The organism is Spongiactinospora sp. 9N601, assembly GCF_044326295.1.
Taxonomy (GTDB): domain Bacteria; phylum Actinomycetota; class Actinomycetes; order Streptosporangiales; family Streptosporangiaceae; genus Spongiactinospora; species Spongiactinospora gelatinilytica.
Genome location: NZ_JBIRBB010000007.1, coordinates 86,309 through 112,887, shown reverse-complemented (window position 1 = coordinate 112,887; position 26,579 = coordinate 86,309). Strand labels below are relative to the sequence as shown.

Sequence of the window (26,579 nt, the reverse complement as noted above, 5' to 3'; positions counted from 1 at the left end):
TGTGAGCCCTGGTGAAAGGGGGAAGCATGCACTCGGCCGGCACCACTTCACGGCCTGTCCGCGGTGTCCGGCGTCTCACGCCGGTCCTGACGACGCTGACGACGCTGACGGTCCTGACGTCTCTGACGGCGGCCGGGGCGGCCCCCGCCACCGCGCGGCCCGACCCGTCCGCGGGCGACGTGGCCGAGGCCCGGCGCGCCGTTGACGTGCGGGAGCAGCGGCTGAGCACGGCCGCCGCGGGCCTGGCCGACGCCAGGGCCAGGCTGGGCGAGCTGAGCGCGGCGGCCGAGCGGGCGGTCGAGGCGTACAACGGCGAGCGGGTACGGCTGGCCGCGGCCGAGCGCGCCCACCTGGCCGCGGCCGAACGGCAGCGCGCCGCAGGCGCCCACCTCGCCCAGGCCCGCGCCGACGTCGCCGCGCTGGCCGCGCAGAGCTACGGCGGGGTCGATCTGACCCGCCCGATGGCCGCCGTGGTCGCCGCGGGCGGCAACGGGGGCATGCCGGGCTACCTGCACCAGGCCAGCGTGCTGCACCACCTGAGCGGCGGGCGCGCCGAAGTGCTCAAGCGGATGCGCGACGCGCAGGAGGTCGCCACCATCCTGCGCGCCCAGGCGTCCACGGCCTACACCGAGCGCCAGGAGGCCGCCGCCAGGGCGGAGGCGGCCCGGACGGCGGCGCAGGCCGCGCTCGACCGGCAGCGCGCGCAGACCGCGGCGATCGAGGGCCAGGTCCGTGACTTCCAAGATCGGCTCGACCAGGCCAGGTCCGAGGCCGACCGGCTGGCCCGCGAGCGGGCCGCCGCGCAGGAGCGCGCGGCGCGGCGGCGCGACCAGGCCACCGTCGGTGCCGTCCCCGCAGGTGGGAGCGGCAGCGGCGGCAGCATCGGAGGTGACCTGGCCGCCGACTGGGCGCTCGCCCAGCTCGGCAAGCCCTACGTCTGGGCGGCGGCCGGCCCGGACACCTTCGACTGCTCCGGCCTCACCATGCGCGCGTGGGAGCGGGCGGGCGTACGGCTCGACCACTGGACGGGCACCCAGTGGACCTCCGGGCCGCACGTCCCGCTCGACTCACTGCGCCGGGGCGACCTGCTGTTCTTCGGCCGCATCACGTCCAATCCCGGCGACATCCACCACGTGGGGATGTACATCGGCAAGAACATGATGGTCCACGCGCCGCAGACCGGCGACGTCGTGCGCATCGCCCCGATATGGCGAGACGACCTGGTCGGCGCCACCCGCCCCGGATGAGCAGGGCTCAGTGCACGCCGCCCTGCTCCACCGCGCGCCTGATCGAGTTCTGGATCTCGGCCTCGGCCTCCACCCGGCCCACCCAGTTGGCCCCTTCGACCGACTTGCCCGGCTCCAGGTCCTTGTAGACCTCGAAGAAGTGCTGGATCTCCAGCCGATCGAACTCCGTCACGTGGTGGATGTCCCTGATGTGCTCCATGCGCGGGTCCGTGGAAGGCACGCAGAGTACCTTGTCATCGCCGCCCTTCTCGTCGGTCATCCGGAACATCCCGACCGCCCGGCAGCGGATCAGGCAACCGGGGAAGGTCGGCTCCTGGAGGAGGACCAGCGCGTCCAGCGGGTCGCCGTCCTCGCCGAGGGTGTTCTCGATGAAGCCGTAGTCGGCGGGGTACTGAGTGGAGGTGAAGAGCAGCCGGTCCAGGCGGATGCGCCCGGTCTTGTGATCGACCTCATACTTGTTCCGTTGCCCCTTGGGAATCTCAACGACAACGTCGAAGTCCACCGCGGTTCCTCCGCTCAGCCCTCCCGGGAGCTCCGGACGGGCGTTAATGTCTCGTAAACGTCACTGTCTGGAGAGGGGCCTGCGGCGTGGAGCGGCGTGATCGGTGGACGGTCGTGGTCACCCTCGGCCTGCTCCAGGTCTTCGTGATCGCCGTCGGCATCCATGTGATCACCAACGACGTCAACCTGAGCGCGCTGACGGGCCCGCCACGTCCGGCCCCACCGGCCGAGCCTCCGCCCGTTCCCGTTGTCACCGCTGGCCCGGTGCTGGCCGCGGGCGGAAACGGTCCTCTCCCCGCCAAGGGTACTTTGGCGGCCAGGCTCGCCGACGCCCTGGGTGACCCCGCGCTGGGTGACAGCGTGGGCGCGTCGGTGATGGACACCGCCACCGGGACGGTGCTCTACGGGTCCGGCTCCGACTCCGGCATCACGCCGGCCTCGACCACCAAGATCGTCACCTCGGTGGCGGCGCTGGCCTCGATGGGGCCGGAGGCCAGGCTGGCGACCCGGGTCGTGACGGGCTCGGCGAAGGGGTCGATCGTGCTGGTGGGAGGGGGTGACCCGACACTGCTCGGGCCCAAGGCGCCCAGGCATCCGCCCTACCCGAAGCAGGCGTCGCTGGCGCAGCTCGCCCAGCGCACCGCCCAGGCGCTCCAGGCCAAGGGCGTGGACAAGGTCACGCTCGGGTACGACGACTCGCTGTTCACCGGGCCGCGCCTCGGGCCCGGCTGGAAGCCCGGTTACGTGCCCGAGGGCAACGTCTCGCCGGTCACCGCGCTCGCCATCGACGAGGGACGGCGCGGCCCCGACCTGCGGGCCCGGGTCGCCGACCCGCCGCGGGTGGCGGCGACGGCCTTCGTCAAGCTGCTCGCCAAGTACGGCGTGTCCGCCTCGGCGTCCGTCAAGCGGGTCAGGGCGGGGCGGCAGGCGGCCGAGCTGGCCAGGGTGGAGTCCGCGCCGATGTACGCGCTGGTCGAACGGGCCCTCACGATGAGCGACAACGACCTGTCCGAGGCGCTCGCCCGGCATGTGGCGATCAAGGAGGGGCGGCCCGCGTCGTTCGCGGGCGCGGCGCAGGCCGTACGCGCGGTGCTCGGCCGGCTCAACGCCGGCAAGGGCGTGGAGGTCCACGACGGCAGCGGCCTTTCCACCAAGAACCGGATCAGCCCCTCCGGGCTGGCCAGGCTGCTCACCGCGGCGGCCTCCCCGGCCAATCCGCGGCTGCACGCCGTGGCGAGCGGCATGCCGATCGCCGCGTTCTCCGGCACCCTGGACGACCGGTTCGGCGACAAGGAGAGCATTCCGGGCGCGGGCCTGGTACGGGCCAAGACCGGCACCCTCAACGGCGTCAACACCCTGGCCGGGCTGGCCACCACGATCGACGGCAGGCTCATCGCCTTCGCCTTCATGGCCGACGACGTGCGGTCCGGCTGGGGCGAGGCGGAGGCGGCGCTCGACCGGCTCGCCGCGATCGTGTCCCGATGCGGCTGCTGACGGCCCTCTCGGGCCACCCGTCATCCCATACGCGCGGCGGCTCGCGCGAGCACGTACGGTGGACGGTATGCAGGTGATCGACTGGGATCTCGCCGTCTCCACCGGAACGCGCCTGGTGCGCCCTGGCCCGCAGGTGACCCGCGAGGAGGCGCGACAGGCCGTGTCCGACCTGCGCAGGCTCTCCCGCGAGGCCGAGCGCCACGTGCGCGAGTTCACGCGGATCGACGGAGGTGCGTCCGCACAGGCCGCGACCATCGTCGACCGGCCGGGCTGGATCAAGGCCAACGTCGCGGGCTTCCGCGTCGTCCTCGAACCACTCACCCAGCGGATGTCCGGCGAAGGCCGGACCCAGCCCCCGGCGATCGTGGCCGCGGTCGGCTCGCGGATCACCGGCGTCGAGGTGGGCGCGGTGCTGGCCTTCCTGGCATCCCGGGTGCTCGGCCAGTACGAGCTGTTCCTGCCGCCCGACCCGTCGGGCCGGGCCCCGACCGGGCGGCTCACGCTGGTCGCCCCCAACATCGTCAACGCCGAGCGCGAGCTGGGCGTCGATCCGGGCGATTTCCGGCTGTGGGTGTGCCTGCACGAGGAGACCCACCGGGTGCAGTTCACCGGGGTGCCGTGGCTGCGCGAGTACGTGCGGTCGCAGATGACCGAGTTCCTGCTGGCCTCCGATCTCGACCTGCCGACCCTGCTCGAACGGCTGCGCACCGCGGCCGACGCGGTCGCCGACGCGGTGCGCGGCGGCGAGGGCAACCTGATCGACGCGATCCAGACGCCCGAGCAGAAGAAGATCCTTGAGCGCCTGACGGCCGTGATGACCCTGGTGGAGGGGCACGGCGACTACGTGATGGACGCGGTGGGCCCGTCGGTCGTGCCGTCGGTGACGGAGATCCGCACCAGGTTCCAGCAGCGCAGGGAGGGCGGCTCGCGGGTCGATCGCACGGTCCGCAGGCTGCTGGGCATCGACCTGAAGATGAAGCAGTACGCCGAGGGGTCGGCGTTCGTGCGCACGGTGGTCGATCGGGTCGGGATGGACGGCTTCAACAAGGTCTGGGGCAGCCCCTCGACGCTGCCCACCCAGGCCGAGATCGCCGACCCGGAGCGCTGGATCGCCCGCGTGGTCACCGCCCCGGCCCTGGAGACCCCGCACCTCAACGGCTCCCCGGGCGGCGGCCCCGCCGAGCCCGCTTCCGGATCTGTGGACGGCGACGGGGACGGCCCTCCGCGGGAGGGGTAACCGCCGATGGGGCCGCATCCTGCCGTGGCGGACGTCCGCCGGGCGGTGCGGGCGGCGTTGGCCGGGCTTCCGTCCGGCTCGCTGGCGCTGGTCGCCGCGAGCGGCGGCGCCGACTCACTGGCCCTGGCCGCCGCGGCCGGCTTCGAGGCCCCGCGCGCGGGGCTCGCGGCCGGTCTGCTGACCGTCGATCACGGGCTCCAGGAGGGTTCGGCGGCCCAGGCCGCCACGGTGGTACGCCTGGCGTCCCGGCTCGGCCTGGACCCGGCGGAGGCGCTGCGGGTCGAGGTCGGCCGGACCGGCGGGCCCGAGGCGGCGGCCAGGGATGCCCGCTACGCGGCCCTGGAAGGGGCCGCAGAGCGCCTGGGGGCCGCCGCAGTCCTCCTGGGGCATACCCGCGACGACCAGGCTGAGACGGTGCTCCTGGGGCTCGCGCGGGGGAGCGGCACGCGTTCGCTGTCGGGGATGTCCGCCGAGTCCGGCCTGTACCGGCGTCCGCTGCTGGAGCTGTCGCGGGCCACCACCCGCGCGGCCTGCGCCGCCCTCGGGCTCGACCCCTGGGACGACCCGCACAACGCCGACCCCCGGTTCACCCGGGTGCGCGTCCGCGAGCGGGTGCTGCCGGTCCTGGAGGGCGAGTTGGGGCCGGGAGTGGCCGAGGCCCTGGCCCGTACGGCCCGCCAGTGCCGCGAGGACGCCGACGCACTTGACGCCTGGGCCGAATCCGCTTTCGCGTCGGCCCGGAAAGCCGCCCGCGAAGCTGCTCAGGACACTACTCCAGAAGCCCGGGGGGATTTCGCTCATAGCGATATCGTGCTGGCGGTGGCGGAGTTGGCCGGCCTGCCCGGCGCGGTACGCCGCAGAGTGCTCAGACGCGCCGCCGTGGCGGCCGGATCGCCCGCGGGATCGGTGTCCTCGGCGCACATCCTCGCGGTGGACCGGCTGCTCACCGACTGGCGCGGCCAGCGCGGCATCGACCTCCCCGCGGGCGTGGCCGCCGTTCGCCGGTATGGCACCCTGATACTCGCCAGAAAGCCCGGTTGATCCGGGCCCCGAGCCGCCACACCGTGACGCGAAGGAACATCCCAGGTGGACGCAGCCGACATGGGCAAAGACCTGGAGAGGGTCCTCATCTCCGAGGACGAGCTCCAGGCCAAGATCAAGGAAATCGCCGGGAAGATCGACGCGGACTACGCGGGCAAGGATCTGCTCATCGTCGGAGTGCTGAAGGGCGCGGTCATGATCATGGCCGACCTCGCCAGGGCGCTGCGCATCCCCGTGGAGATGGACTGGATGGCCGTCTCCTCGTACGGGGCGGGCACCCGGTCCTCCGGAGTGGTCAGGGTGCTGAAGGACCTCGACACCGACATCGCCGGCCGGCACGTCCTGCTGGTGGAGGACATCATCGACTCCGGCCTGACGCTCTCCTGGCTGGCCCACAACATGCGCTCGCGCAATCCCGCCTCGGTGGAGATCTGCGCGGCCGTGCGCAAGCCGGACGCCGTCAAGGTGCCGATCGACGTGAAATACGTGGGATTCGACATACCCAACGAGTTCGTGATCGGCTACGGTCTCGACTACGCCGAGCGATACAGGAACCTCCCCTTCATCGGAACTCTGGCGCCGCACGTCTACGGCGGCGGGACGGAAAGCGCGGCGGAAAAATCCTAGCCGAAATCACCGATGCGAAGCGGGTGCGAATACGCTCTGGGCGAAGCGAAGGCCCGCACAGCCTGACATTCGTCACACCCGCCGGGAACACTGCAATGCCTGACGTACGTTGGTAGGGCAGACGGTGCCGTCTGGACAGTGACCCTGCCCGGCGCTCCGGTGTACCTTCTGACTGCCCGATGGTGATCCGCAGTCGCCTGCGGGTAGTCAGTTGGAGCGGTTAGGGATGCCGCGACCCTGGTGAGGTATGCCGGGGTGCCAGGACATGGTCAGGAAGGGACGGGCCCGTCGGGGTTCCGCATCGGATGGATCTCAAGCGATTTACACGTGGGCCACTCCTGTGGATCCTGGGCATTGTCGTGCTGCTGCTGCTCGTCACGACCATGTGGAACAGCGACGGCAATTTCGAGCGCACGGACACCTCGAAGATCGAGACCTACATCGACGAGGGCCAGGTCAAGCAGGCCAAGATCATCGACAAGGACCAGCGCATCGAGGTCACCCTGACCAACGGCAAGCGCTACTACTCGTCGTGGGTGGCCGGCCAGGGCATCCAGCTCGCGGGCCAGCTCAAGCAGGCCGAGAAGGCCGGCAAGCTCCAAAACGGCTACAACGTCGAGGTACCGGGCGAGAACTTCCTGCTCGGCCTGTTGGTGAGCCTGCTGCCGCTGATCATCATCGTGCTGATCTTCCTGTTCATCATGAACCAGATGCAGGGCGGCGGCACCCGGGTGATGAACTTCGGCAAGTCCAAGGCCAAGCTCATCACCAAGGACACCCCCAAGACCACGTTCGCCGACGTCGCGGGGGCCGACGAGGCCATCGAGGAGCTCCAGGAGATCAAGGAGTTCCTCCAGGCCCCGGCCAAGTTCCAGGCGATCGGCGCCAAGATCCCCAAGGGCGTGCTGCTGTACGGCCCGCCCGGCACCGGCAAGACCCTGCTCGCCAGGGCCGTGGCCGGCGAGGCCGGGGTGCCTTTCTACTCGATCTCCGGTTCCGACTTCGTCGAAATGTTCGTCGGCGTCGGCGCCTCCCGGGTCCGTGACCTGTTCGAGCAGGCCAAGGCCAACGCCCCGGCGATCATCTTCATCGACGAGATCGACGCCGTGGGCCGTCACCGCGGGGCCGGCCTGGGCGGCGGCCACGACGAGCGGGAGCAGACGCTCAACCAGCTCCTGGTCGAGATGGACGGCTTCGACGTCAAGGGCGGCGTCATCCTGATCGCCGCGACCAACCGGCCCGACATCCTTGACCCGGCGCTGCTGCGGCCGGGCCGCTTCGACCGCCAGGTCACCGTCGACCGGCCCGACCTGGAGGGCCGCAAGGGCATCCTGCGCGTACACGGCCGGGGCAAGCCGTTCGCCGAAGACGTCGACCTCGACGTGATCGCGCGCCGCACCCCGGGCTTCACCGGCGCCGACCTGGCCAACGTGATCAACGAGGCCGCGCTGCTCACCGCCCGCGCCGACCAGAAGCTCATCACGATGGACGTCCTTGAGGAGTCCATCGACCGCGTCATGGCCGGTCCGGAGCGCAAGTCCCGCGTGATGTCGGACAAGGAAAAGAAGATGATCGCCTATCACGAAGGCGGTCACGCACTGGTGGCGCACGCGCTGCCCAACTCCGACCCGGTGCACAAGATCACGATCCTGTCCCGCGGGCGGGCGCTCGGCTACACGATGACGCTGCCGATGGAGGACAAGTTCCTCGCCACCCGCTCGGAGATGATGGACCAGCTCGCCATGCTGCTCGGCGGGCGCGCGGCCGAGGAACTCGTCTTCCACGAGCCCACCACCGGCGCGTCCAACGACATCGAGAAGGCCACCGCGGTGGCCAGGCGCATGGTCACCGAGTACGGCATGAGCGAGCAGCTCGGCGCGCGCAAGTTCGGCACCGGCAACGCCGAGGTGTTCCTGGGCCGGGAGATGGGCCACGAGCGCGACTACTCCGAGAAGATCGCCTCGACGATCGACGAAGAGGTCCGCCGGATGATCGAGTCGGCGCACGACCAGGCGTGGGAGATCCTGGTCGAGTACCGCGACGTGCTCGACAACCTGGTGCTCGAGCTGATGGAGAAGGAGACGCTCTCGCGCGATATGGTCCTCGGGATCTTCGCGCCGGTCGTCGTCAGGGAGCACCGGCCGTCCTACGCGGGCTACGGCAAGCGCCTGCCGTCCGACCGGCCGCCGGTGCTGACCCGCAAGGAGCTGCACGGCAACGGCGCGCTCCCCGCGGGCACCGGCATAGAACCCAAGGACGCGATCCCCCGAGACGGGGCCTGAGCGTGGGTGACGCCTACCGCGAAGAACCGCTGAAGGTCGACTCGGCCCGGATCGAGGGCGCCGTACGCGAGATCCTGATCGCGATCGGCGAAGACCCGGACCGAGACGGCCTGCGCGACACCCCGGCCCGCGTCGCCCGCGCTTACGCGGAGCAGTTCGCCGGGCTGGGGCAGCGGCCCGAAGACGTGCTGACCACGGTCTTCGACGCCGACCACGACGAGATGGTGCTGGTCCGCGACATCGAGGTCTACTCCACCTGTGAGCACCACCTGGTGCCCTTCCACGGGGTGGCGCACGTCGGCTACATCCCCAACGCCAGGGGGCAGATCACCGGCCTGTCCAAGCTGGCCAGGCTGATCGACGTCTACGCCCGCAGGCCGCAGGTGCAGGAACGGATGACCTCGCAGATCGCCGACGCGCTGATGTCGGTGCTGGAGCCGCGCGGGGTCATCGTGGTGGTCCAGTGCGAGCACCTGTGCATGACGATGCGCGGCGTCCGCAAGCCGGGTGCCAAGACGATCACCTCGGCGGTGCGCGGCAGCTTCCGTGACAGCGACAAGACCCGTGCCGAGGCCATGTCGCTCATCCTGGGCCGCTGATCGGGCACCGGGGGCCGGCCGCGGCATCGGACCGCCGGGCGGCCGGTGCGGGCCGGCCGGCGGGTGGAGGCTGTGATCCGGTGGCCGTGATCCGATATCCTTCCGTGGCGTTCCGTTACCAAGGCGTGGCGATGCGTTGTCCACACAGGGTGATTCGTTATCCACAAGGTGGGCCCGCGGCGTCGGCAGGGGACGGCGACGACCTAGGCTTGACCGCATGACCACAAGGAGCGTCCCCGGAATGCCCGTCGAGGAGCGGTGCCTGGTCATGGGCGTGGTCAATGTCACGCCCGACTCCTTCTCCGACGGCGGGCAGTGGTTCGACGAGGGCGTGGCGATCCGGCACGGCCACGAGCTGGTGCGCCAGGGCGCCGACATCGTCGACGTGGGCGGCGAGTCCACCCGGCCCGGGGCCGTCCGGGTCTCCCTGGAGGAGGAGCTCGCCAGGGTGGTGCCGGTGATCCGGGCCCTGGCCGCCGACGGCGTCCCGGTGAGCGTCGACACCATGCGCGCCGAGGTGGCGCGGGCCGCTGTCGAAGTCGGAGCCAGGCTGGTCAACGACGTGAGCGGCGGCCTGGCCGACCCCGAGATGGCCCGCGTGGTGGCCGACACCGGCGTCCCGTACGTCGTGATGCACTGGCGCGGGCACAGTCACGACATGGACACCCGTGCCGTCTACACCGACGTGGTGACCGAGGTCCGTGAGGAGCTGGCCAAGCGGATCGATCTGATACTGGCCGATGGCGTGGCCGAGGAGCAGATCGTGATCGACCCCGGGCTCGGCTTCGCCAAGCGCCCCGAGCACAACTGGGCCCTGATGGCCGCCCTCGGCGACCTCGCCGAGCTGGGCCACCCGCTGCTCATCGGGGCCTCGCGAAAACGGTTCCTCGGCCGCCTGCTGGCCGATTCCGACGGCACGCCGCGCCCGTTCGGCCGCAGCGACGACGCGACGGCCGCGGTGACCGCGCTGGCCGCGCGCGACGGTGCGTGGTGCGTGCGCGTGCACCAGGTCGCGGCCAACGCCGACGCCGTCCGCGTAGCCGCGGCGTGGACCCGTGGAGGGAGTAGATGAGCGTCGACACGGCGGCCGTCGAGACGGCCAACCAGGAGTTCTACTCCGCCATCGAGGAGGCCGACCTCGACCGGATGACCGACATCTGGGCCCATGACACCGAAGACCTGCGGGTGAGCTGCGTCCACCCCGGCTGGCCGATGCTCAGCGGGCGCGGCGAGGTGCTGCGGTCCTGGGCGCTGATCATGGCCAACACGCCCTACATCCAGTTCGTGCTGACCGACGTCAACGTCGCGGTCTTCGGCGATGTGGCGGTGCTCACCTGCGCCGAGAACATCCTGACGGCCGGCGACGAGGGCGACTCCAGCTTCGCCGCGGGCAAGGTGGTGGCCAGCAACACGTTCGTGAAGACGCCGGAGGGCTGGCGGCTGTGGATGCACCACGGCTCCCCGGTGCTGCACGGCGACGACGATGACGACCAGGAGGAGCCGGGGTGACCTCGACCGACACGATCACGCTGACCGGGCTTCGGGCCAGAGGGTTCCACGGCGCCCTCGCGGCCGAGCGGCAGCTCGGGCAGGAGTTCGTGGTGGACGCCACGCTGTTCCTGGACACCGCCCCGGCGGCGGCCGGCGACGACCTGGCCAAGACCGCCGACTACGGCGAGCTGGCCGTGCGGCTCACCAAGGTCGTGGAGGGCGAGCCGGTGGCGCTGATCGAGACGCTGGCGCAGCGCCTGGCCGACGTGTGCCTGGCGATCTCGCCGCTGGTGGAGGCGGCCCAGGTGAGCGTGCACAAACCGGCCGCCCCGGTGCCGGTGCCGTTCGGCGACGTGGTCGTCACCATCACCAGGAGGCGGTCGTGAAGGTCGTCTTCTCACTGGGCAGCAACCTGGGGCGCCGCTTCGACACCCTCCAGGGCGCGCTCGACGCGTTGTTCGACGCCCCGGGGCTGACGTTCGTGGCGGTCTCGCCGGTGTACGAGACCGATCCGATGGGCGGGCCCGACCAGGGCCCCTACCTCAACGCCGTGGTGGTCGCCGAGACCACGCTGCCGCCGCGCGCGGTGCTGGAGCGGGCGCAGAGCGTCGAAGACTCCTTCGGCCGCCGCCGCACCGAGCGCTGGGGGCCGCGCACCCTCGACATCGACCTGATCGTGGCGGGCGACCACGTGAGCGACGACCCCGAGCTGACCCTGCCGCATCCGCGGGCGCACGAGCGGGCGTTCGTGCTGGTGCCCTGGGCGATCGCCGACCCGGCGGGGGAGCTGCCCGGCCACGGTCCGGTCGCCGCGCTCGCCGGCGCGGTCACCGACCAGGGTGTGCGCCCCCGTACCGACCGCACCCTCCAGGTGCCGATGTGAGCGGTGGGGTGGCTCGCACGGGCGGGGAGGGGCAGCGGTGAAGCCCACCAAGCCGTTGCCGCTCGTCGGCATCTTCGTCGTCGTCGGGCTGCTGACCTGGGCGCTGCTCCAGCGCTCCTACTCGATGCTGCCCACCGTCCCCTGGACGGCGATTCCCACCGTGCTGCTGCTCGCCGCCGGCGAGCTGATCAGCGGCGTCGGCACCCGCAACCGGATCAGGCGCAGGCCCGGCACCAAGCCCGTGGAGCCGCTGGCCGTGGCCCGGCTGGCCGCGCTGGCCAAGGCGTCCGCGTACGCCGGGGCGGTGTTCGGCGGCGTCTTCGCCGGGTTCGTGCTGCACGTCACGCAGATGCTCGAACAGGCGATCCCGCTACGCGACTTCTACGTGACCGGCGGCTCGCTGCTGGCCTGCGTGGCGCTGGTCTGCGCCGCGCTGTTCCTGGAGTACTGCTGCCGCATCCCCAAGGACGAACAGGGCCAACCCGACGAGCAGCAGCGCTGATGACCGCCCGCGGTCACTTGTCGATGTCGCCGACCACGAAGAACATCGAGCCCAGGATCGCCACCATGTCCGCCACCAGGTGGCCGGGCAGGATCTCGCGCAGCACCTGCACGTTGTTGTAGGACGCCGAGCGCAGCTTGAGCCGCCACGGGGTCTTCTCGCCGCGTGAGACCAGGTAGTAGCCGTTGATGCCGAGCGGGCTCTCGGTCCAGGCGTAGGTGTGGCCCTCGGGGACCTTCAGCACCTTGGGCAGCCGCTGGTTGATCGGGCCGGGCGGCAGCTCGGCGAGCCGGGCCAGGCACGCGTCGGCCAGGTCGAGCGACACCCTGAGCTGCTCGAACAGCACCTCGAAGCGGGCGTGGCAGTCGCCGGCCGTACGGGTGGCGACCTTCACCGGCAGCTCGCCGTACGCCAGGTACGGTTCGTCGCGGCGCAGGTCGAAATCGACCCCGGAGGCGCGGGCGATCGGGCCGCTCACGCCGTACTGCATGATCGTGTGCCGGTCGAGCACCCCCACGCCGCGGGTGCGGGCCAGGAAGATGTCGTTGCCGAGCAACAGCCCCTCGATGTCGGGCAGGCGGCTGCGCACCTGGGCGACGGCCTGCCCGGCCCGGCCCAGCCACCCCGCGGGCAGGTCTTCCTTCAGGCCGCCCACCCGGTTGAACATGTAGTGCATCCGCCCGCCGGAGATCTCCTCCAGCACCGCCTGGATCAGCTCGCGCTCGCGGAACGCGTAGAACATCGGCGTGATCGCGCCCAGCTCCAGCGGGTAGGAGCCGAGGAACATCAGGTGGTTGAGCGCGCGGTTCAGCTCCGCGAGCAGCGTGCGCGCCCACACCGCCCGGACCGGCACCTCCATGCCCAGCATCCGCTCGGCGGCCAGGACCACGCCCAGCTCGTTGGCGAACGCCGACAGCCAGTCATGCCGGTTGGCCAGCATGATGATCTGCCGGTAGTCGCGCACCTCGAAAAGCTTCTCCGCGCCCCGGTGCATGTACCCGATGACCGGCTCGGCCGAACTGATCCGCTCGCCGTCGAGCATCAGGCGCAGCCGCAGCACCCCGTGGGTGGACGGGTGCTGCGGGCCGATGTTGAGGATCATGTCCTCGGTCGCCAGCTCCTTGGCTCCCGCGCCGATCCCCACCATGCGTTCGGTCATGGCTTCCTGCATGCCTTCATGCTGTCACGTCAGCGCCGGGTGGCAAGGTCCCGCAGGGCGGCGGCCAGCCGGTCGACGTGCTCGCTGGTCGTGCCGAGGCCGATGGAGGCGCGCACCGCGCCCGACGTGCCATCGGCGCAGCCACCGGGCACTCCGTCCAGCAGGTGCGTGACCAGCGGGTGCGCACAGAACTTACCGTCGCGTACGCCGATGCCGTACTCCGCCGACAGCGCCTCGGCCACCTCGCGCGGCGTCCAGCCGTCCAGCACGAACGACACGATCCCGACCCGCGGGTGGTCCGGCCCCCACAGCGACAGCTCGTGGACCCCCTCGATGCCCGCCAGGGCGGCGCGCAACCGGGCCAGGAGGCGTTCCTCCTCGCGGACCAGCGGCAGCCAGCCGGTGGCGGTCAGCGCGTCGCAGGCGGCGGCGAGCGCGATGGCGCCCAGCACGTTGGGGGTGCCGGCCTCGTGCCGCTGCTCGGCGTCGTCACTCCAGTCGGCGGTCTCCGCGGTGACCGAGCGGGTCGCGCCGCCGCCGCGGAGGTACGGGTCGGCGTCCGTGAGCCAGTCCGGGCGGCCGGCCAGCGCGCCCGCGCCGAACGGCGCGTACAGCTTGTGGCCGGAGAACGCCACGTAGTCCAGGTCGAGCGCGGTGAGGTTGAGCCGCCGGTGCGGTACCAGTTGCGCGGCGTCCACCAGGATGCGCGCCCCGTGCCGGTGCGCGATGTGCGCCAGCGCCGCGATCGGCCACAACTCGCCGGTCACGTTGGAGGCGGCGGTGACGACCAGCAGCTTCGGGCCCTCGATCGCGGCCAGCGCCTCGTCCGCGGCCCGTACGGCCGCGCCAGGGAACGCGGGCGGCGCCAGCCGTACGGCCTGCGGCCAGGGCAGCAGCGACGCGTGGTGCTCGGAGTCGAACACGACCGCGGTCGTGCCCGTGGGCAGGCAGCGGGCCAGCAGGTTGGTCGCGTCGGTGGTGTTCCTGGTGAACACGACGGCGTCGCCCGGCCGCGCCCCCACGAACCCGCGCACGGTCTGCCTGGCCTGCTCGTAGCGCGCGGTGGTGAGCTGCGAGGCGTAGCCCGCCCCGCGGTGAACGCTGGAGTAGGCGGGCAGCGCGGCGGCCACGGCGGCGTTCACCGGGGCCAGACAGGGGGCGCTCGCCGCGTAGTCGAGGTTCGCGTACGGCACCAGCCTGCCGCCCTTCACCGGCACTTCGAGGTCGCAACCGAGCACTTCGGGCAGCGGGCGCCCGCCGGGGGCGACGGCCTGCGGGACGGACCCGGAGCGCTGCCGTTGCGAGAAGATGCTCAGCCGGCCGGATGCGCTGGTCACGTCGCTGGTAGTGGTCGTCGTGGTCACGGACACGCCATGCCTCCTCAGGGTCGTCGGACCCCTGCCCTGGCGTGGACGGCGACGGAGCCCGCGCTTGCCCGGCGCACCACGCGCCGGACCAGGTCTTCACCCGGGGCACCCCGCCGCGGACGCGAGGGTTGCCGGCCAGCTAGCCGGGGCTTTGCGCTGGCACTCATGACCTATAGGGGAACTATAACCGAACGCCCCGCCATGATCGCAACCAGGTAACGGCTCGCCGTGAGTTCGTCACGTTCCCGAACTTTCTCCCCGGCCCGCACGTTGCGACCAGCGAACTTGTGAACATGAGCGCTGGAGGACCGATGGACTGGGTGACCGACCCGGGTGTCTGGATCGGGTTCTTGACCCTGGTCAGCCTGGAGATCGTGCTGGGCATCGACAACATCATCTTCATTTCGATCCTGGCCGGGAAACTACCCCCCGAGCAACGCGACAGGGCCCGCGTCCTCGGCATCGCCGCCGCCCTGATCAGCCGCCTGGCCCTGCTCTTCGCCCTGTCCTGGGTGGTACGGCTGACCGCGCCGCTGTTCGAGGTCTTCGGCAACGAGATATCCGGCCGCGACCTGATCCTCCTCCTCGGCGGCCTCTTCCTGCTGGCCAAGAGCACCTTCGAGATCGGCGACAGCCTGGAGGGCAAGTCCGGCCACGCGGCCGGCAAGGTCGCCCCCTCGTTCACCTCCGTGATCCTTCAGATCATGGTGCTCGACATCGTCTTCTCCCTCGACTCGGTCATCACCGCGGTCGGCATGGTCGACGAACTCGGCGTGATGGTCGCCGCCGTGGTGGTCGCCGTGATCGTCATGCTGGTCGCCTCCGGCCCGATCGCCCGCTTCGTGGACGCCCACCCCAGCATCAAGATGCTCGCCCTGGCATTCCTGATCCTGATCGGCGTGGTACTCGTCGCCGAGGGCCTCGGCCAGCACATCGACAAGGGCTACATCTACTTCGCGATGGCCTTCTCCCTGGCCGTCGAACTCCTCAACATCCGCGTCCGCACCAAGGCCGGCCGCCGCGCCCCCATCGAACTCCACGGCCGCTACACCGGCGACCAGGAGTGATGATCTCCGCTTCGCTGGTCAGGCGCGTTTGGCGATGGCGGTGATGAGGGGCTGGATGAGTCGGGCGGCGAGGGGGCCGAAGGCGGCGAGGATGAGGACGTAGGTGGCGGACAGGGGGCCGAGGTCGGGGTGGGCGCCTGCGCTGACGGCGAGGCCGGCGATGACGATGTTGAACTCTCCGCGGGGGATCATCGCGATGCCCGCACGGGCCTGGCCGGCCTTGGCGATGCCGGCTCGGCGGGCGGCGTACGCGCCGGTCAGCAGCTTGGTGATCAGGCTGACCACGGCGAGGGCGGCGGCGAGGGCGGCGACCGGGGGGATCGCGCCGGGGTCGGTCTGCATGCCGAAGAAGACGAAGAAGACCGCGGCGAACAGGTCGCGGATGGGGGTGAGCAGGGCGCGGGCGTCCTCGGCGAGTTCGCCGGACAGGGCGATGCCGACCAGGAACGCGCCCACGGCCGCGGAGACCTGGAGCTGCTGGGCGATGCCGGCCACCAGCAGCGTGAGCCCGAAGACCTTGAGCAGGAGGACCTCGGAGTTCGGGCTGGCCACGAACCACTCGATCGCCTTGCCGTACCTGAGGGCCACCAGCAGGACGACGCTGACCGTGCCGAGCGCGATGGCCACCGTGACGGCCCCGCCGATCAGGCTCACGCCCGCCAGGATGGCGGTGAGGATCGGCAGGTAGAGGGCCATGGTGAGGTCTTCGAAGACGAGCAGGGAAAGGACGACGGGCGTCTCCCGGTTACCGATCCAGCCGAGGTCGGACAGTACCTTGGCGGTGATGCCGGAGGAGGTCGCGTACGTGACGCCGGCCATGGCGACGGCGGCGACCGGGCCCCAGCCGAGCAGCAGCGCCGCCGCGGCGCCCGGGGCGGCGTTGAGCACGAGGTCGACGATGCCGCCGCGGGCGTTGCCGCGCAGGCTGCTGACGAGTTCGTCGGCGTTGTACTCCAGGCCGAGCGTGAGCAGCAGCAGGATGACGCCCAGTTCGGCGCCGACCGAGATGAACTCCTCGCTGGTCGCGAGCGGGAGGAGGCCGCCGTGGCCGAACGCGAGACCGGCCATCAGGTAGAGGGGGATGGGGGAGATCCCGGCTCGCAGCGCGAGAGCGCCGAGCACGCCGAGACCGAGGATTATGCCACCAAGCTCAAGAAACAGTATGGCAGTGTGCAACAGCCGACCTATCCGTTGGCCAGGATTTCGGCGACGGCCGCCGTGCTGTCCGGGCTGCCCACGACCACCACGACGTCATCGGCCGCCATCACGAAGTCCGGGGTCGGGCTGGCGATGACCCGGCCGCCGCGAACTATGGCGACGATGGAGGCCCCGGTGCGGGTGCGTACGCGCGCGTGGCCCATGGGCCGTCCCGCGTACGGCGTGTCCGCGAGGATGGGGTACTGGAGGCTGACCAGCCCTTCGACCTGGCGGTGCAGGTCGTTGAGGCGCTGCACGATGCGCGGGGCGCCGAGGAGTTCGACGAGCGCGTCGGCCTCCTCGTCGTTGAGCTTGACCGCTTCGCAGGCTTGGTCGGGGTCGTCCTTGTCGTAGATGATCAGGTCGCGCCGCCCGGTGCGGTGGCTGACCACGCCCAACCGGCGTCCGGATCGGGTGGTGAACTCGTGTTTCAACCCGATTCCTGGCAGGGCGGTCTGCTCGATCTCCACCGGTTGGCCTTTCCATCCCGTCATGGCTCGTACCGCCGTTCACACTATCGCGAGTAAATCATCCGATGTCATGGCATAGCCATCCAAAACCACCCAGACCTGTCGGGTCGATCAGTTCGGCCTCCTCGCCCGCCCTCGCCAGTGCGCGCAGGTATTCGCGGGGGGCGGTGTGGGCCAGTTCGATCGGTGGGCGCGCGCCGGTGAGGCCGAGCGCGCGCAGCGCTTCGCGCTGGGTCGTGAGGCGTGTCACGGTACGGCCGGCGGGGGCGGTCGCGGCGCACGAGTCGAGGGCGACGTGGGCGGTGATGTCGCAGGAGCCGTCGGGGATCGGCGGCACCAGGGTGCCGTCACGATATCCACAGAGCGTGCCGCAGGGCGGACGGTTGTCCACAGGGTGTGCATAATCCACGGCGATGGCCCGGCCCCGTGTCAGCCTGCCCAGCACGGACGCCCACGCCTCGTCCCTGGTCCGGCCGATCTCCGCGCGCCGGCCGGGGGACAGCGGCCACCAGCGTTCCAGCCAGGCGAGGTCGGCGGGCTCGGGGGGCGGGCCGAGCCGCTCCTTGCCGGTGGCGGGGTCGACCAGCACGATGCGCGGGCCTTCCGTGGTGCCCTCGGCCACGTCGAGCGGCACGTTGTCGAGCCATTCGTTGCAGATGATCAGGCCGGTCACGGCCTTGGGGCAGGAGTCGCACCAGGCGATCTCGGCGGGCAGGCCGGGGGGACGGGGGGCCAGGTCCACGCCGGTCAGCCGCAGGCGGGCGGCCAGTTCGTGGTGCGGCGGTTCGTGTACCAGCGTGAGGATCTGTGCGACCAGGGTGCCCTCGCCGGCGCCGATGTCGACCAGATCAAGGCGGGGCGGGTGGCCCAGCCGTACGTCCAGGTCGGTCAGAATGCGCACGACGGCCTCGGCGAAGGCCGGAGAGGCGTTCACCGATGTACGGAAATGCCGGGAAGGGCGCTCGCGCAGGTAGAAACCATCCCTGCCGTAGAGCGCCCGCTCCATCGCGACTCGCCAGGTGGTCCACACGTCTGCTGAAGTTATATCCCCGCTGGTGGCGGGGTATTCATTCGCTCGCTGGGAGATCATGGCACTAACGTGACACGCTGAGTGACGCGTTTGCTACCCGCTGTCGTCGCTTTGCGCTAACCTTGCTCTGCAGTCGAGAGGCGAAAGCCGTCCCGGCCCGGTCCCCCATCGGGCGCGGTCCGGCCGCCCGGCATCGACTGGTCCGTCTGGCGAAGGCGCCACGCGAGACGGAGAAGAACGCATCTAGACAAAGGGGAGCCAGAGTGCTCAAGAAAGTCCTCATGCAGGCGGGTATCGCCGCTGGCATCGCGGGTGTGGTGTTCATGGCTTCGCCCGCCCACGCGACCATCGACAACGGCGACCGCACCAGCGGCAACGGGTCCATCCTCGGCGGCAACCAGCTGAAGGTGCCGATCACCGCGCCGATCAACGTCTGCGGCAACCAGGTCAACGTCATCGCGGTTCCGGTGCTCAACCCCACCCAGGGCAAGTGCGTCAACGGGGCCAAGGTCAACAACTGACCGGTCCGGGTGACCAAGGCGGCTGGTCAGTCGGCGGATGGCCGGTCGCTCGCGCCTCGCACTTCGTGCCGGGGTGCCCAGCGGGCCCAGCCTCGTCGCGGGCCCCTCGTCAAGGACCCGCATCCCATGCGGGTCGGTGAGATCCGCGCTTACGCCGCGGATCCGATACGGACTCGCCGTCTCGCGAGTGCCCTCGCGTCCTGACCCCCTACGGCAGGGCGCACCAACCCGCCTCCTGAAAAGGGGTGCCCGGACCACGGGTCGCCTCGCCGGAGCCGGCCCGACCACGGGCGGCACCGGTCGACCGGCCCGTATCGCGGCCCGTTCGTGCGAAGTTCGTAGAAGTCCGCGCGTGAACGGGTCCGGTTCACGGACCGCCATCGACGGCGGGTCCCCATCGCGGGACGCCTGACGGCGGTCCAAGATGACCGGCCGCCACACACGTGGCGGGAGGTTCAGATCGACCGGTCGCCACATATGTGGCCGGCCGGGACCGCGGATCGCCGCACGCGCGATCCGTGCCCACGGTCCACCAAGCCGGTGGTCCGGCGCCCATGGACCGCCATACGCGTGGCCCGAGTCCGCGGATCGTCCTGCTGATGATCCCGAGCCACGGGACATCGTGCCGGTGGTTCGCGCACACGGGTCACCGTGTCGTGGTCATGGGCCTGCCGGCCGCCGTCGAGGTGGCCGTACCAACGGATCGCCTGCCGAGCGATCACGTGCCACACGGACCGTCCGCACAGGCGGTCCGGTTGCAGAGCGGATCACTGTTCCAGGGTGGTTCGGCCCGGCATGGGCCGTTACCCGGAGTGGTCTGGTGCTACCTGGGCCGTCGTTGCCGGCGGCCTGGGAGTCAAGCGGATCGCCGTTCGGGTGGTTCGGCCTGACACAGGCCGCTACCCAGGGTGGTTCTGGTGCTACCTGGGGTCGCCGTCACCGGCGGGCCCGGTAGAAGGCGGGCCGCCGTCACCGGCGGTTCGTGGGTACGGGCCGCTGGTTGGGCGGTTCGTACTCGTGGGCCACTGTTCAAGGTGGTCTGGTGTGACCTGGGCCGTCATGATGGGCGGCCTGGGAGTAAGGCGAATCGCCGTTCGGGTGGTTCGGCCCGGTATGGGCTGCTGCCTGGGGTGGTTCCGGTCTTACCCGGGCCGGCGTTATCGGTGGCCTGGGGTGTGGCGGATCGCCGTTCGGGTGGTCCGGTGGTGCCCGGGTCGTCGTTGCCGGCGGCCTGGGGGTGCGGCGGATCGCCGCTGGGATGGTTCGAGTCAACGCGGACCGTCGCCACAGGCGGTCTGTCGCTCATAACCTGCTGTTTCTCTTGCTCACCGGCCGCCGATCAAGTGGCCTGCGAGCGAGGGGGGATCACCACTGAGGTGGTCCGGCTACTACGCGGGCCGTCGTTACGGGCGGTCCCGGCACTACCTGGGCCGTCGTCACCCGGCGGCCTGGGGCACGGTGGATCACCGCTGGACGGTCCGGCTCAACGCGGGCCGTTCGTCGCGGGTGGTCCGGTGCTCACCGGCTGTCGTCCGGGAAGTTCAGGCCCGGCAAGGGCCGCTGTCCCGGGGCCGGTTGCTTCGGAACGGTACTTCGGTACAACGCGGATCGCCGACATGGACGGTCCACCACAACACAGGGACCGTCGACATGTGCGGTCCGGTCCGGCCGGGGCAGTGGCCGATGGTCCCCATCCACGGGGCCGTCAGGCCATGCCCCGGTACACGGGACCCCGCGCCGGTGGTCCCGTCCACATGGATCGCAACCATGCGACCCAGAACTTCGCGAGTCCGTTCTCCAGATGGGCTCAGAGGCGAGCGCCGGGCCCCTTCGCGGGGCTCGGCGCCCGTCGTTTCGATGAGTCGATCGGTGACCCTCCTCCTCATCTCTGGGGCGCCCAACTCAAGGGCTTTGTCCCACTTCGCCTTCCCTTTCCGATTTATCGGTATCTCAGGTTTCGGTAAAAACCTGAGTCGTGTGCCGATCGAAGTCCATCCCGTTCCTTTCGTTACCCTGGACGTGGGGCAGCGGAGCAGGCGTCCGGACTCGCAGGCGTCCGGCATTCTCAACAGGACGGGACGAAATGGACGCAGGGGATCGTCCGGCACGGCTGGCCGTCGGGATTCTCGGCGCCGGACGGGTCGGTTCGGTGCTCGGTGCAGCCTTGGTGACGGCCGGCCATCGCGTGGTGGCGGCGAGCGGGGTCTCCGACGCCTCACAGCGCAGGGCCGCGGAGCGGCTGGGCGTCTCGCCCGTCACTCCGGACGAGGTCGTACGCGCCTCCGAGCTGGTGCTGCTGACCGTACCGGACGACGTTCTGCCGGGCCTGGTGTCCGGGCTCGCGGCGACCGGGGTCGATCTGCACGGCAAGCTGCTCGCGCACACCAGCGGCGCCTACGGCCTCAGTGTGCTGGAGCCCGCCGCGCAGGCCGGCGCGCTGCCGCTGGCGCTGCACCCGGTGATGACCTTCACCGGCCGGGACGACGACCTGCGCCGCCTGGTCGGCTGCTCGTTCGGCGTCACCGCGCCGCCCACACTGCGCCCGGTGGCCGAGGCGCTGGTCATCGAGATGAGCGGCGAGCCGGTCTGGATCGACGACGCGGACCGCGCGCTCTACCACGCGGCGCTCGCCGGGGCGGCCAACCACATGGTCACGCTGATCGCCGAGTCGCAGGAGCTGCTCGGCCGGATCGGCGTGGAGCACCCGGGCCGGATGCTCGGCCCGCTGCTCGGCGCGGCTCTGGACAACGTGCTGCGGCTCGGCATCGCGGGCCTCACCGGCCCGGTGGTGCGCGGCGACGCGGGCACGGTACGCAAGCACGTGGACGCGCTGATCCTGGCCGCCCCCGAGGCGGCCGACGCCTACATCGCGCTGGCCCGGCTGACCGCCGACCGGGCGCTCGCGGCGGGGCTGCTCAAACCGGAGGCGGCCGAGCGCCTGCTGGACGCGCTGGGAGGCAACATATGGACGTGATCGTCGCGCGCGACCGCGCGGAGCTGGACACCGCGCGCGGCGAGCTGGGGGGCGGACGGCTGGCGCTGGTGCCGACCATGGGCGCGCTGCACGAGGGGCACCGGTCGCTGATCAGGCTCGCCAGGCAGTACGCCGAGCACGTGGTGGTCAGCATTTTCGTCAACCCCCTCCAGTTCTCTCCGGATGAGGATTTCTCCCGCTATCCCCGCACCTTCCAGGTAGACCTGGACGCATGCGCCGCCGAGGGGGTGAACGTCGTCTTCGCCCCGTCCCCCGAGGCGATGTACCGCCCCGACCGCCAGGTCTCCGTCTCCGCCGGGCCGATGGGCGCGATCGTCGAAGGTACGTTCCGCCCCGGCCACTTCGACGGCGTGCTCACCGTGGTGAACAAGCTGTTCAACCTGGTACGCCCGGATGTCGCGGTGTTCGGCCGCAAGGACGCCCAGCAACTGGCGATCATCCGCAGGATGGTCCTCGACCTGGACCTGCCGATCGAGATCGCCGGCGGCGAGACCGTGCGCGAGCCCGACGGCCTGGCCCTGTCCAGCCGCAACCGCTATCTGTCCGAGGCCGACCGCCGTACCGCCCTCGCGCTCTCCCGCGCCCTGCGCGCGGGCGCCGCCCAGCGCGGCCCGGCCGAGATCAAGCGGGCGGCCGGCGAGGTACTGGACGCCGCCGCCCACGCCGAACCCCCGCTCAAGCTGGATTATCTCGCCCTGGTCGATCCGCTGACCTTCACCGAGGTGCCCGGCGACCACCAGGGCGAGGCGGTGCTCGCGGTCGCCGCCCGGGTCGGCACGACCCGGCTGATCGACAACATCACCCTGACGGCATCCTGAGGCGCGCTCGCCAGAGCAGGAAAGTAGCCTGTAGGCCGGCGCGCACGCCGGCGTGGCGGCGCGACCGAGCGAAGGGTGGAGTCAGCGCATGCTCAGGACCATGCTCACGTCCAAGATCCACAGGGCCACCGTCACCCAGGCCGACCTGCACTACGTGGGTTCGGTGACCATCGACGAGGATCTGATGGACGCGGCCGGGCTGCTGCCCGGCGAGCAGGTGCACATCGTCGACATCGACAACGGCGCCAGGCTGGTCACGTACACGATCACCGGGCCGCGCGGCTCGAGGATCATCGGGATCAACGGGGCCGCCGCCCGCCTGGTCCAGCCGGGCGACCTGGTGATCATCATCGCCTACGGCCAGATGGAGGACGCGGAGGCGCGCGCCTTCGCACCCAAGATCGTCCATGTCGATCGGGACAACCGCATCGTCCAACTGGACACCGACCCGGCCGCCGCCCTCCCCGGCGGAGACCTGGGCACCCTGCGCGGCGACGAGCCCCACCCCATGGGCATCGCCTGACATTCCTCCGATGTCTAAGCGGCACGAGGGCTCCAAGGGAGATCCCTCGGCACTGACCCCATACCCGGGAATGAACCACCACAGGCCCCCGGTTATCGTCATGTTGACGAAATTTGCCGCGTAAGCGGTTGAATCACCACATGTGCCCGGCAGCAGGAGCCGGGCCGAGAAGAGGTGGCCTGTGAGCTCCCCAGCCATCCCGGCACGTCTGACCGCCCCTGACCCCGGATGGACGGTCTCCGCCGACCTCGTGGTCGTCGGTTCGGGCGTCGCGGGGCTGAGCGTCGCTCTGCGCTACGCGGAGCTGGACCCGGCCGCCTCGGTCATGGTGGTCACCAAGGACGTCCTGGCGGCCGGTTCGACGCGCTGGGCGCAGGGCGGGATCGCCGCGGTGCTCGACCCGGGCGACTCGCCTGGCGAGCATCTGACGGACACGCTCACCGCCGGCGTCGGCCTGTGCGACGTGCCGGCCGTACGGGCCCTGGTGACCGAGGGGCCGGGCGCGCTGCGGCGGCTGATGGAACGCGGGGCCAGGTTCGACCGTGACGCGCGCGGTGAGTTGCAGCTCACCAGGGAGGGCGGCCACCGGCGCGACCGCATCGTGCACGCGGGCGGCGACGCGACGGGCGCGGAGGTGCAGCGGGCCCTGATCGAGGCCGTCGCCGCCACCCGGATCGACGTCATCGAGCACGCTCTCGTCCTGGACCTGCTCACCGACGCCGACGGGCACGCCTGCGGGATCACCCTGCACGTGATGGGCGAGGGCGCGCGGGACGGCGTCGGCGCGGTACGCGCGAACGCGGTGGTGCTGGCCACCGGCGGCATGGGCCAGGTGTACGCGGCCACCACCAACCCCGCCGTCTCCACCGGGGACGGCGTGGCGCTCGCGCTGCGCGCCGGGGCCGTGGTCAGGGATCTGGAGTTCGTGCAGTTCCATCCCACGGTGCTGTGGCTGGGCGAGGACGCCACCGGTCAGCAGCCGCTGGTCTCCGAGGCGGTCAGGGGCGAGGGCGCGTTCCTGGTGGACAAGACCGGCGAAAGGTTCATGCGGGACGCCCACGAACTCGCCGACCTCGCGCCGCGCGACATCGTCGCCAAGGCGATCATGCGGCGGATGCGCGAGACCGGCACCGACCACGTACACCTGGACGGCAGGCACTTCGGCGCCGACAAGTGGCGCACCCGCTTCCCGACCATCCACGCGGTCTGCCTGGAGCACGGCATCGACCCGGTGACGCAACTCGTCCCGGTCGTCCCGGCCGCCCACTACGCCAGCGGCGGGGTACGCGCCGACCTGTACGGGCGCACCAGCGTCCCCGGCCTGTACGCGTGCGGCGAGGTCGCCTGCACCGGCGTCCACGGCGCCAACCGGCTGGCCTCCAACTCGCTGCTGGAAGGACTGGTCTTCGCCGACCGCATCGCGGGCGACGTCCACGCCCGGCGCCCCCGTCCCGGGCCTCCTGTGCCCCGTGCGGGCGCCGTGACCGGCCTGGTGGACCCGAGGGCCCGGACGCGGGTGCAGGGCCACATGAGCCGCGGGGCGAGCGTCCTGCGCAGCCGCGACAGCCTCGCCGAGGCGGCCCGCGCGCTGCGGGACGCCCGCTGGACCCCGGTGGCGGTCGAGCCGCGCACGGAGTCCTGGGAGGCGACGAACCTGCTGACGGTGGCCTCCGCGCTGGTGGCCGCCGCCGCGCTGCGCGAGGAGACCCGCGGCTCGCACTGGCGCGAGGACCATCCGGACCGCGACGACACCCGGTGGCTGGGACATCTGGACGCCACCCTGTCCGAAGAGGGGATCATCATGACCTACCGCGCCCGCACGACGCTCCCGCAGCACGTCGAGGCCGATCTCGCCGGCGCGGGCCTGGACCCGGCCGCCGTGGTCGCCCTGTACGACACCGCGCTGGCCGAGGACCTGTCCGAGGTGGGCGACGTGACCAGCCTGGCGACCATCCCGGCCGGTCAGCGGGCCGCCGCCGACGTGGTGGCCCGCGCCGACGGCGTGGTCAGCGGCCTGGCCGTGGCCGAAGGGCTGTTCGCGCACGCGTCCGGCGGGCGGCTGACCGCCGAACGGCACGTCAAGGACGGCGAGCGGGTGTCCAGGGGCGAGGTCCTGATGACCGTCACCGGTCCGACGCGCGACCTGCTGACCGCCGAGCGGACCGCGCTCAACATCCTGACCCACCTGTCCGGCGTGGCCACCATGACCGCCCGCTGGGTCCGCGCGGTGGAGGGTACGGCGGCGTGCATCAGGGACAGCCGCAAGACCCTCCCCGGCCTCCGCGCGCTGGAGAAGTACGCCGTACGCTGCGGCGGTGGAGTCAATCATCGGATGTCCTTGTCGGCCGCGGCGTTGATCAAGGACAATCACGTGGTCGCCGCGGGTGGTGTCGCCGAGGCGTTCAGGGCGGTGCGCGAGGCGTACCCGGACCTGCCGATCGAGGTGGAGGTGGACCGCATCGACCAGATCGAACCGGTCCTCGCCGAGGGCGCCGAGGAGATCCTGCTCGACAACTTCAGCGTCAAGGACACCGCGACGGCCGTGACATTGGTGAAAAATCGGGCACGGTTGGAGGCCAGTGGCGGATTGACCTTGGAATCGGCCCGTGATGTGGCGGAGACTGGCGTCGATTACCTTTCCGTGGGGGCTCTCACGCACTCGGCCCCCGCGCTCGACATCGCACTGGATCTGCGGGGGGCTTGATGCTGCTCACGATCGACGTCGGCAACACTCATACGGTGCTCGGGCTCTTCTCTGGGGAGGACCTGATCGAGCATTGGCGGATCGCCACCGATGCCCGCCGTACCGCCGACGAGATCGCCGTGGTCCTGCAAGGACTGCTCGGGCAGTCGCCGCTGCTCGCGAACGCCGACGTCAACGGCATCGCGATCTGCTCGACCGTCCCCTCGGTGCTGAACGAGATGCGCGAGATGTGCCGCCGCTACTACGGCGACGTCAACAACGTGGTCGTGGAGCCCGGAGTGCGGACCGGCGTGCCGGTCCGCATGGACAACCCCAAGGAGGTCGGCAGCGACCGCATCGTGAACGCGCTGGCCGCCATCCACCTGTACGGCGGGCCGTGCGTCATCGTCGACTTCGGCACCGCCACCTCCTTCGACGCGGTGTCCTCGCGCGGTGAGTACGTCGGCGCGGTGACCGCGCCCGGCATCGAGATCTCGGTGGACGCCCTGGCCGCGGCCGGCGCGCAACTGCACAAGGTCGAGCTGGTCCGGCCGCGGGCGGTGATCGCCAAGAACACCGTCGAGGCCCTTCAGTCCGGCATCATCTACGGCTTCGCCGGGCAGGTGGACGGCATCGTCGAGCGGATGGCCGCCGAGCTGAGCGACGACCCCGACGAGGTCACGGTGGTGGCGACCGGCGGGCACGCGTCGCTGGTCTCGGGCGAGGCGCGGTCGGTGGACGTGCATGAGCCCTGGCTGACGCTGATCGGACTGCGGCTCGTGTACGAGCGCAACACCCAGTAGCAACCGCGCAGAGCGACGAAACCGCGTCGCGGGTCTCGGTAA

25 protein-coding genes and 1 riboswitch are annotated in these 26,579 nt (G+C 71.1%); of the genes, 19 read left to right on the top strand and 6 right to left on the bottom strand.

The window, feature by feature from the left end; translation table 11 throughout:
* Positions 1-26: 26 nt before the first annotated feature.
* A complete protein-coding gene (locus tag ACH34R_RS17930) occupies positions 27-1,247 on the top strand; it encodes a C40 family peptidase (protein ID WP_397562560.1) in 1,221 nt (406 codons plus the stop codon).
* Positions 1,248-1,254: 7 nt separating this feature from the next.
* Here ACH34R_RS17930 and ACH34R_RS17925 read toward each other — a convergent pair whose 3' ends face one another.
* Entirely contained in the window at positions 1,255-1,749 is a 495-nt protein-coding gene (locus ACH34R_RS17925; protein ID WP_199537068.1) for an inorganic diphosphatase, read from the bottom strand.
* An 86-nt stretch (positions 1,750-1,835) separates the two neighbouring features.
* Here ACH34R_RS17925 and dacB point away from each other — a divergent pair, with 86 nt between their 5' ends.
* The 11 genes from dacB (at position 1,836) to ACH34R_RS17870 (ending at position 11,904) form a co-directional block, all read left to right on the top strand.
* Positions 1,836-3,242, top strand: coding sequence for a D-alanyl-D-alanine carboxypeptidase/D-alanyl-D-alanine-endopeptidase (gene dacB, locus ACH34R_RS17920; protein ID WP_397562559.1), 1,407 nt, complete (start codon positions 1,836-1,838; stop codon positions 3,240-3,242).
* 67 nt (positions 3,243-3,309) lie between these two features.
* Complete coding sequence (locus ACH34R_RS17915; RefSeq protein WP_397562558.1) at positions 3,310-4,479, top strand: zinc-dependent metalloprotease; 1,170 nt, start codon at positions 3,310-3,312, stop codon at positions 4,477-4,479.
* A 6-nt stretch (positions 4,480-4,485) separates the two neighbouring features.
* Positions 4,486-5,520 carry a tRNA lysidine(34) synthetase TilS gene (tilS, locus tag ACH34R_RS17910; protein WP_397562557.1) on the top strand — a complete coding sequence of 345 codons (1,035 nt, stop codon included), beginning with the start codon at positions 4,486-4,488 and terminating at the stop codon, positions 5,518-5,520.
* A 45-nt stretch (positions 5,521-5,565) separates the two neighbouring features.
* Positions 5,566-6,147 (top strand): hypoxanthine phosphoribosyltransferase, encoded by a 582-nt coding sequence (hpt, locus tag ACH34R_RS17905; protein WP_111168991.1) that lies wholly within the window; start codon positions 5,566-5,568, stop codon positions 6,145-6,147.
* 305 nt (positions 6,148-6,452) lie between these two features.
* Positions 6,453-8,429, top strand: a complete 1,977-nt coding sequence (ftsH, locus tag ACH34R_RS17900; protein WP_397562556.1) for an ATP-dependent zinc metalloprotease FtsH — start codon at positions 6,453-6,455, stop codon at positions 8,427-8,429.
* 2 nt (positions 8,430-8,431) lie between these two features.
* Positions 8,432-9,028, top strand: coding sequence for a GTP cyclohydrolase I FolE (gene folE / locus ACH34R_RS17895; protein WP_111168993.1), 597 nt, complete (start codon positions 8,432-8,434; stop codon positions 9,026-9,028).
* A gap of 217 nt (positions 9,029-9,245) precedes the next feature.
* Complete coding sequence (gene folP / locus ACH34R_RS17890; RefSeq protein WP_397562555.1) at positions 9,246-10,100, top strand: dihydropteroate synthase; 855 nt, start codon at positions 9,246-9,248, stop codon at positions 10,098-10,100.
* The gene (locus ACH34R_RS17885) at positions 10,097-10,537 is read left to right on the top strand and encodes a nuclear transport factor 2 family protein (protein WP_111168994.1); all 441 of its coding nucleotides are present in this window, start codon (positions 10,097-10,099) and stop codon (positions 10,535-10,537) included. The genes folP and ACH34R_RS17885 overlap by 4 nt, the downstream gene beginning before the upstream one ends.
* Complete coding sequence (folB, locus tag ACH34R_RS17880) at positions 10,534-10,905, top strand: dihydroneopterin aldolase (RefSeq protein WP_397562554.1); 372 nt, start codon at positions 10,534-10,536, stop codon at positions 10,903-10,905. The genes ACH34R_RS17885 and folB overlap by 4 nt, the downstream gene beginning before the upstream one ends.
* Positions 10,902-11,402, top strand: coding sequence for a 2-amino-4-hydroxy-6-hydroxymethyldihydropteridine diphosphokinase (gene folK / locus ACH34R_RS17875; protein ID WP_397562553.1), 501 nt, complete (start codon positions 10,902-10,904; stop codon positions 11,400-11,402). Before folB ends, folK begins: the two co-directional genes overlap by 4 nt.
* 37 nt (positions 11,403-11,439) lie before the next feature.
* Positions 11,440-11,904, top strand: coding sequence for a DUF3180 domain-containing protein (locus ACH34R_RS17870; protein ID WP_397562552.1), 465 nt, complete (start codon positions 11,440-11,442; stop codon positions 11,902-11,904).
* Between the two features lie 13 nt (positions 11,905-11,917).
* On the opposite strand, the gene ACH34R_RS17865 is transcribed toward ACH34R_RS17870, so the two are convergent.
* Positions 11,918-13,075, bottom strand: a complete 1,158-nt coding sequence (locus tag ACH34R_RS17865; RefSeq protein WP_397562551.1) for an NADH-quinone oxidoreductase subunit D — start codon at positions 13,073-13,075, stop codon at positions 11,918-11,920.
* A 17-nt stretch (positions 13,076-13,092) separates the two neighbouring features.
* Entirely contained in the window at positions 13,093-14,379 is a 1,287-nt protein-coding gene (locus tag ACH34R_RS17860) for an aminotransferase class V-fold PLP-dependent enzyme (protein ID WP_397562920.1), read from the bottom strand.
* Between the two features lie 106 nt (positions 14,380-14,485).
* Positions 14,486-14,601: riboswitch (SAM riboswitch) on the bottom strand.
* A 122-nt stretch (positions 14,602-14,723) separates the two neighbouring features.
* Here ACH34R_RS17860 and ACH34R_RS17855 point away from each other — a divergent pair.
* Entirely contained in the window at positions 14,724-15,497 is a 774-nt protein-coding gene (locus ACH34R_RS17855) for a TerC family protein (protein ID WP_397562550.1), read from the top strand.
* A gap of 18 nt (positions 15,498-15,515) precedes the next feature.
* Here the strand turns inward: ACH34R_RS17855 and ACH34R_RS17850 are convergent, their stop codons facing one another.
* From ACH34R_RS17850 to ACH34R_RS17840, 3 genes are read right to left on the bottom strand one after another with little or no spacing between them, the layout of a single operon-like run.
* Positions 15,516-16,673: a cation:proton antiporter gene (locus ACH34R_RS17850; RefSeq protein ID WP_397562549.1), complete on the bottom strand. Its 1,158-nt coding sequence runs from the start codon at positions 16,671-16,673 to the stop codon at positions 15,516-15,518.
* Positions 16,674-16,681: 8 nt separating this feature from the next.
* On the bottom strand, positions 16,682-17,164 hold the full coding sequence (locus tag ACH34R_RS17845) for a cation:proton antiporter regulatory subunit (protein ID WP_397562548.1): 483 nt from the start codon (positions 17,162-17,164) through the stop codon (positions 16,682-16,684).
* A 58-nt stretch (positions 17,165-17,222) separates the two neighbouring features.
* Positions 17,223-18,254 carry an SAM-dependent methyltransferase gene (locus ACH34R_RS17840; protein ID WP_397562547.1) on the bottom strand — a complete coding sequence of 344 codons (1,032 nt, stop codon included), beginning with the start codon at positions 18,252-18,254 and terminating at the stop codon, positions 17,223-17,225.
* Between the two features lie 203 nt (positions 18,255-18,457).
* On the opposite strand from ACH34R_RS17840, the gene ACH34R_RS17835 reads away from it, so the two are divergent.
* The 6 genes from ACH34R_RS17835 to ACH34R_RS17810 all read left to right on the top strand — a co-directional run bounded on the left by ACH34R_RS17835 (position 18,458) and on the right by ACH34R_RS17810 (position 26,537).
* Positions 18,458-18,715, top strand: a complete 258-nt coding sequence (locus ACH34R_RS17835; RefSeq protein WP_233506891.1) for a chaplin — start codon at positions 18,458-18,460, stop codon at positions 18,713-18,715.
* Positions 18,716-20,798: 2,083 nt separating this feature from the next.
* The gene (locus ACH34R_RS17830; RefSeq protein ID WP_397562546.1) at positions 20,799-21,689 is read left to right on the top strand and encodes a Rossmann-like and DUF2520 domain-containing protein; all 891 of its coding nucleotides are present in this window, start codon (positions 20,799-20,801) and stop codon (positions 21,687-21,689) included.
* On the top strand, positions 21,680-22,528 hold the full coding sequence (panC, locus tag ACH34R_RS17825; RefSeq protein WP_397562545.1) for a pantoate--beta-alanine ligase: 849 nt from the start codon (positions 21,680-21,682) through the stop codon (positions 22,526-22,528). The genes ACH34R_RS17830 and panC overlap by 10 nt, the downstream gene beginning before the upstream one ends.
* 88 nt (positions 22,529-22,616) lie before the next feature.
* Positions 22,617-23,051 carry an aspartate 1-decarboxylase gene (gene panD / locus ACH34R_RS17820; protein WP_397562544.1) on the top strand — a complete coding sequence of 145 codons (435 nt, stop codon included), beginning with the start codon at positions 22,617-22,619 and terminating at the stop codon, positions 23,049-23,051.
* A 181-nt stretch (positions 23,052-23,232) separates the two neighbouring features.
* Positions 23,233-25,755 carry an L-aspartate oxidase gene (locus ACH34R_RS17815; protein ID WP_397562543.1) on the top strand — a complete coding sequence of 841 codons (2,523 nt, stop codon included), beginning with the start codon at positions 23,233-23,235 and terminating at the stop codon, positions 25,753-25,755.
* On the top strand, positions 25,755-26,537 hold the full coding sequence (locus ACH34R_RS17810; RefSeq protein WP_111165008.1) for a type III pantothenate kinase: 783 nt from the start codon (positions 25,755-25,757) through the stop codon (positions 26,535-26,537). Before ACH34R_RS17815 ends, ACH34R_RS17810 begins: the two co-directional genes overlap by 1 nt.
* The last annotated feature ends 42 nt before the right edge of the window (positions 26,538-26,579 follow it).

What these genes read in the sequence shown, in the direction of transcription:
- ACH34R_RS17930 (WP_397562560.1), top strand. Translation starts at nt 27, where the DNA reads ATGCACTCGGCCGGCACCACTTCACGGCCTGTCCGCGGTGTCCGGCGT.
- panD (WP_397562544.1), top strand. Translation starts at nt 22,617, where the DNA reads ATGCTCAGGACCATGCTCACGTCCAAGATCCACAGGGCCACCGTCACC.
- ACH34R_RS17915 (WP_397562558.1), top strand. Translation starts at nt 3,310, where the DNA reads ATGCAGGTGATCGACTGGGATCTCGCCGTCTCCACCGGAACGCGCCTG.
- ACH34R_RS17840 (WP_397562547.1), bottom strand. Translation starts at nt 18,254, where the DNA reads ATGATCTCCCAGCGAGCGAATGAATACCCCGCCACCAGCGGGGATATA.
- ACH34R_RS17855 (WP_397562550.1), top strand. Translation starts at nt 14,724, where the DNA reads ATGAGCGCTGGAGGACCGATGGACTGGGTGACCGACCCGGGTGTCTGG.
- ACH34R_RS17830 (WP_397562546.1), top strand. Translation starts at nt 20,799, where the DNA reads ATGGACGCAGGGGATCGTCCGGCACGGCTGGCCGTCGGGATTCTCGGC.
- folP (WP_397562555.1), top strand. Translation starts at nt 9,246, where the DNA reads ATGACCACAAGGAGCGTCCCCGGAATGCCCGTCGAGGAGCGGTGCCTG.
- panC (WP_397562545.1), top strand. Translation starts at nt 21,680, where the DNA reads ATGGACGTGATCGTCGCGCGCGACCGCGCGGAGCTGGACACCGCGCGC.
- ftsH (WP_397562556.1), top strand. Translation starts at nt 6,453, where the DNA reads ATGGATCTCAAGCGATTTACACGTGGGCCACTCCTGTGGATCCTGGGC.
- ACH34R_RS17885 (WP_111168994.1), top strand. Translation starts at nt 10,097, where the DNA reads ATGAGCGTCGACACGGCGGCCGTCGAGACGGCCAACCAGGAGTTCTAC.
- tilS (WP_397562557.1), top strand. Translation starts at nt 4,486, where the DNA reads ATGGGGCCGCATCCTGCCGTGGCGGACGTCCGCCGGGCGGTGCGGGCG.
- ACH34R_RS17810 (WP_111165008.1), top strand. Translation starts at nt 25,755, where the DNA reads ATGCTGCTCACGATCGACGTCGGCAACACTCATACGGTGCTCGGGCTC.
- ACH34R_RS17865 (WP_397562551.1), bottom strand. Translation starts at nt 13,075, where the DNA reads ATGCAGGAAGCCATGACCGAACGCATGGTGGGGATCGGCGCGGGAGCC.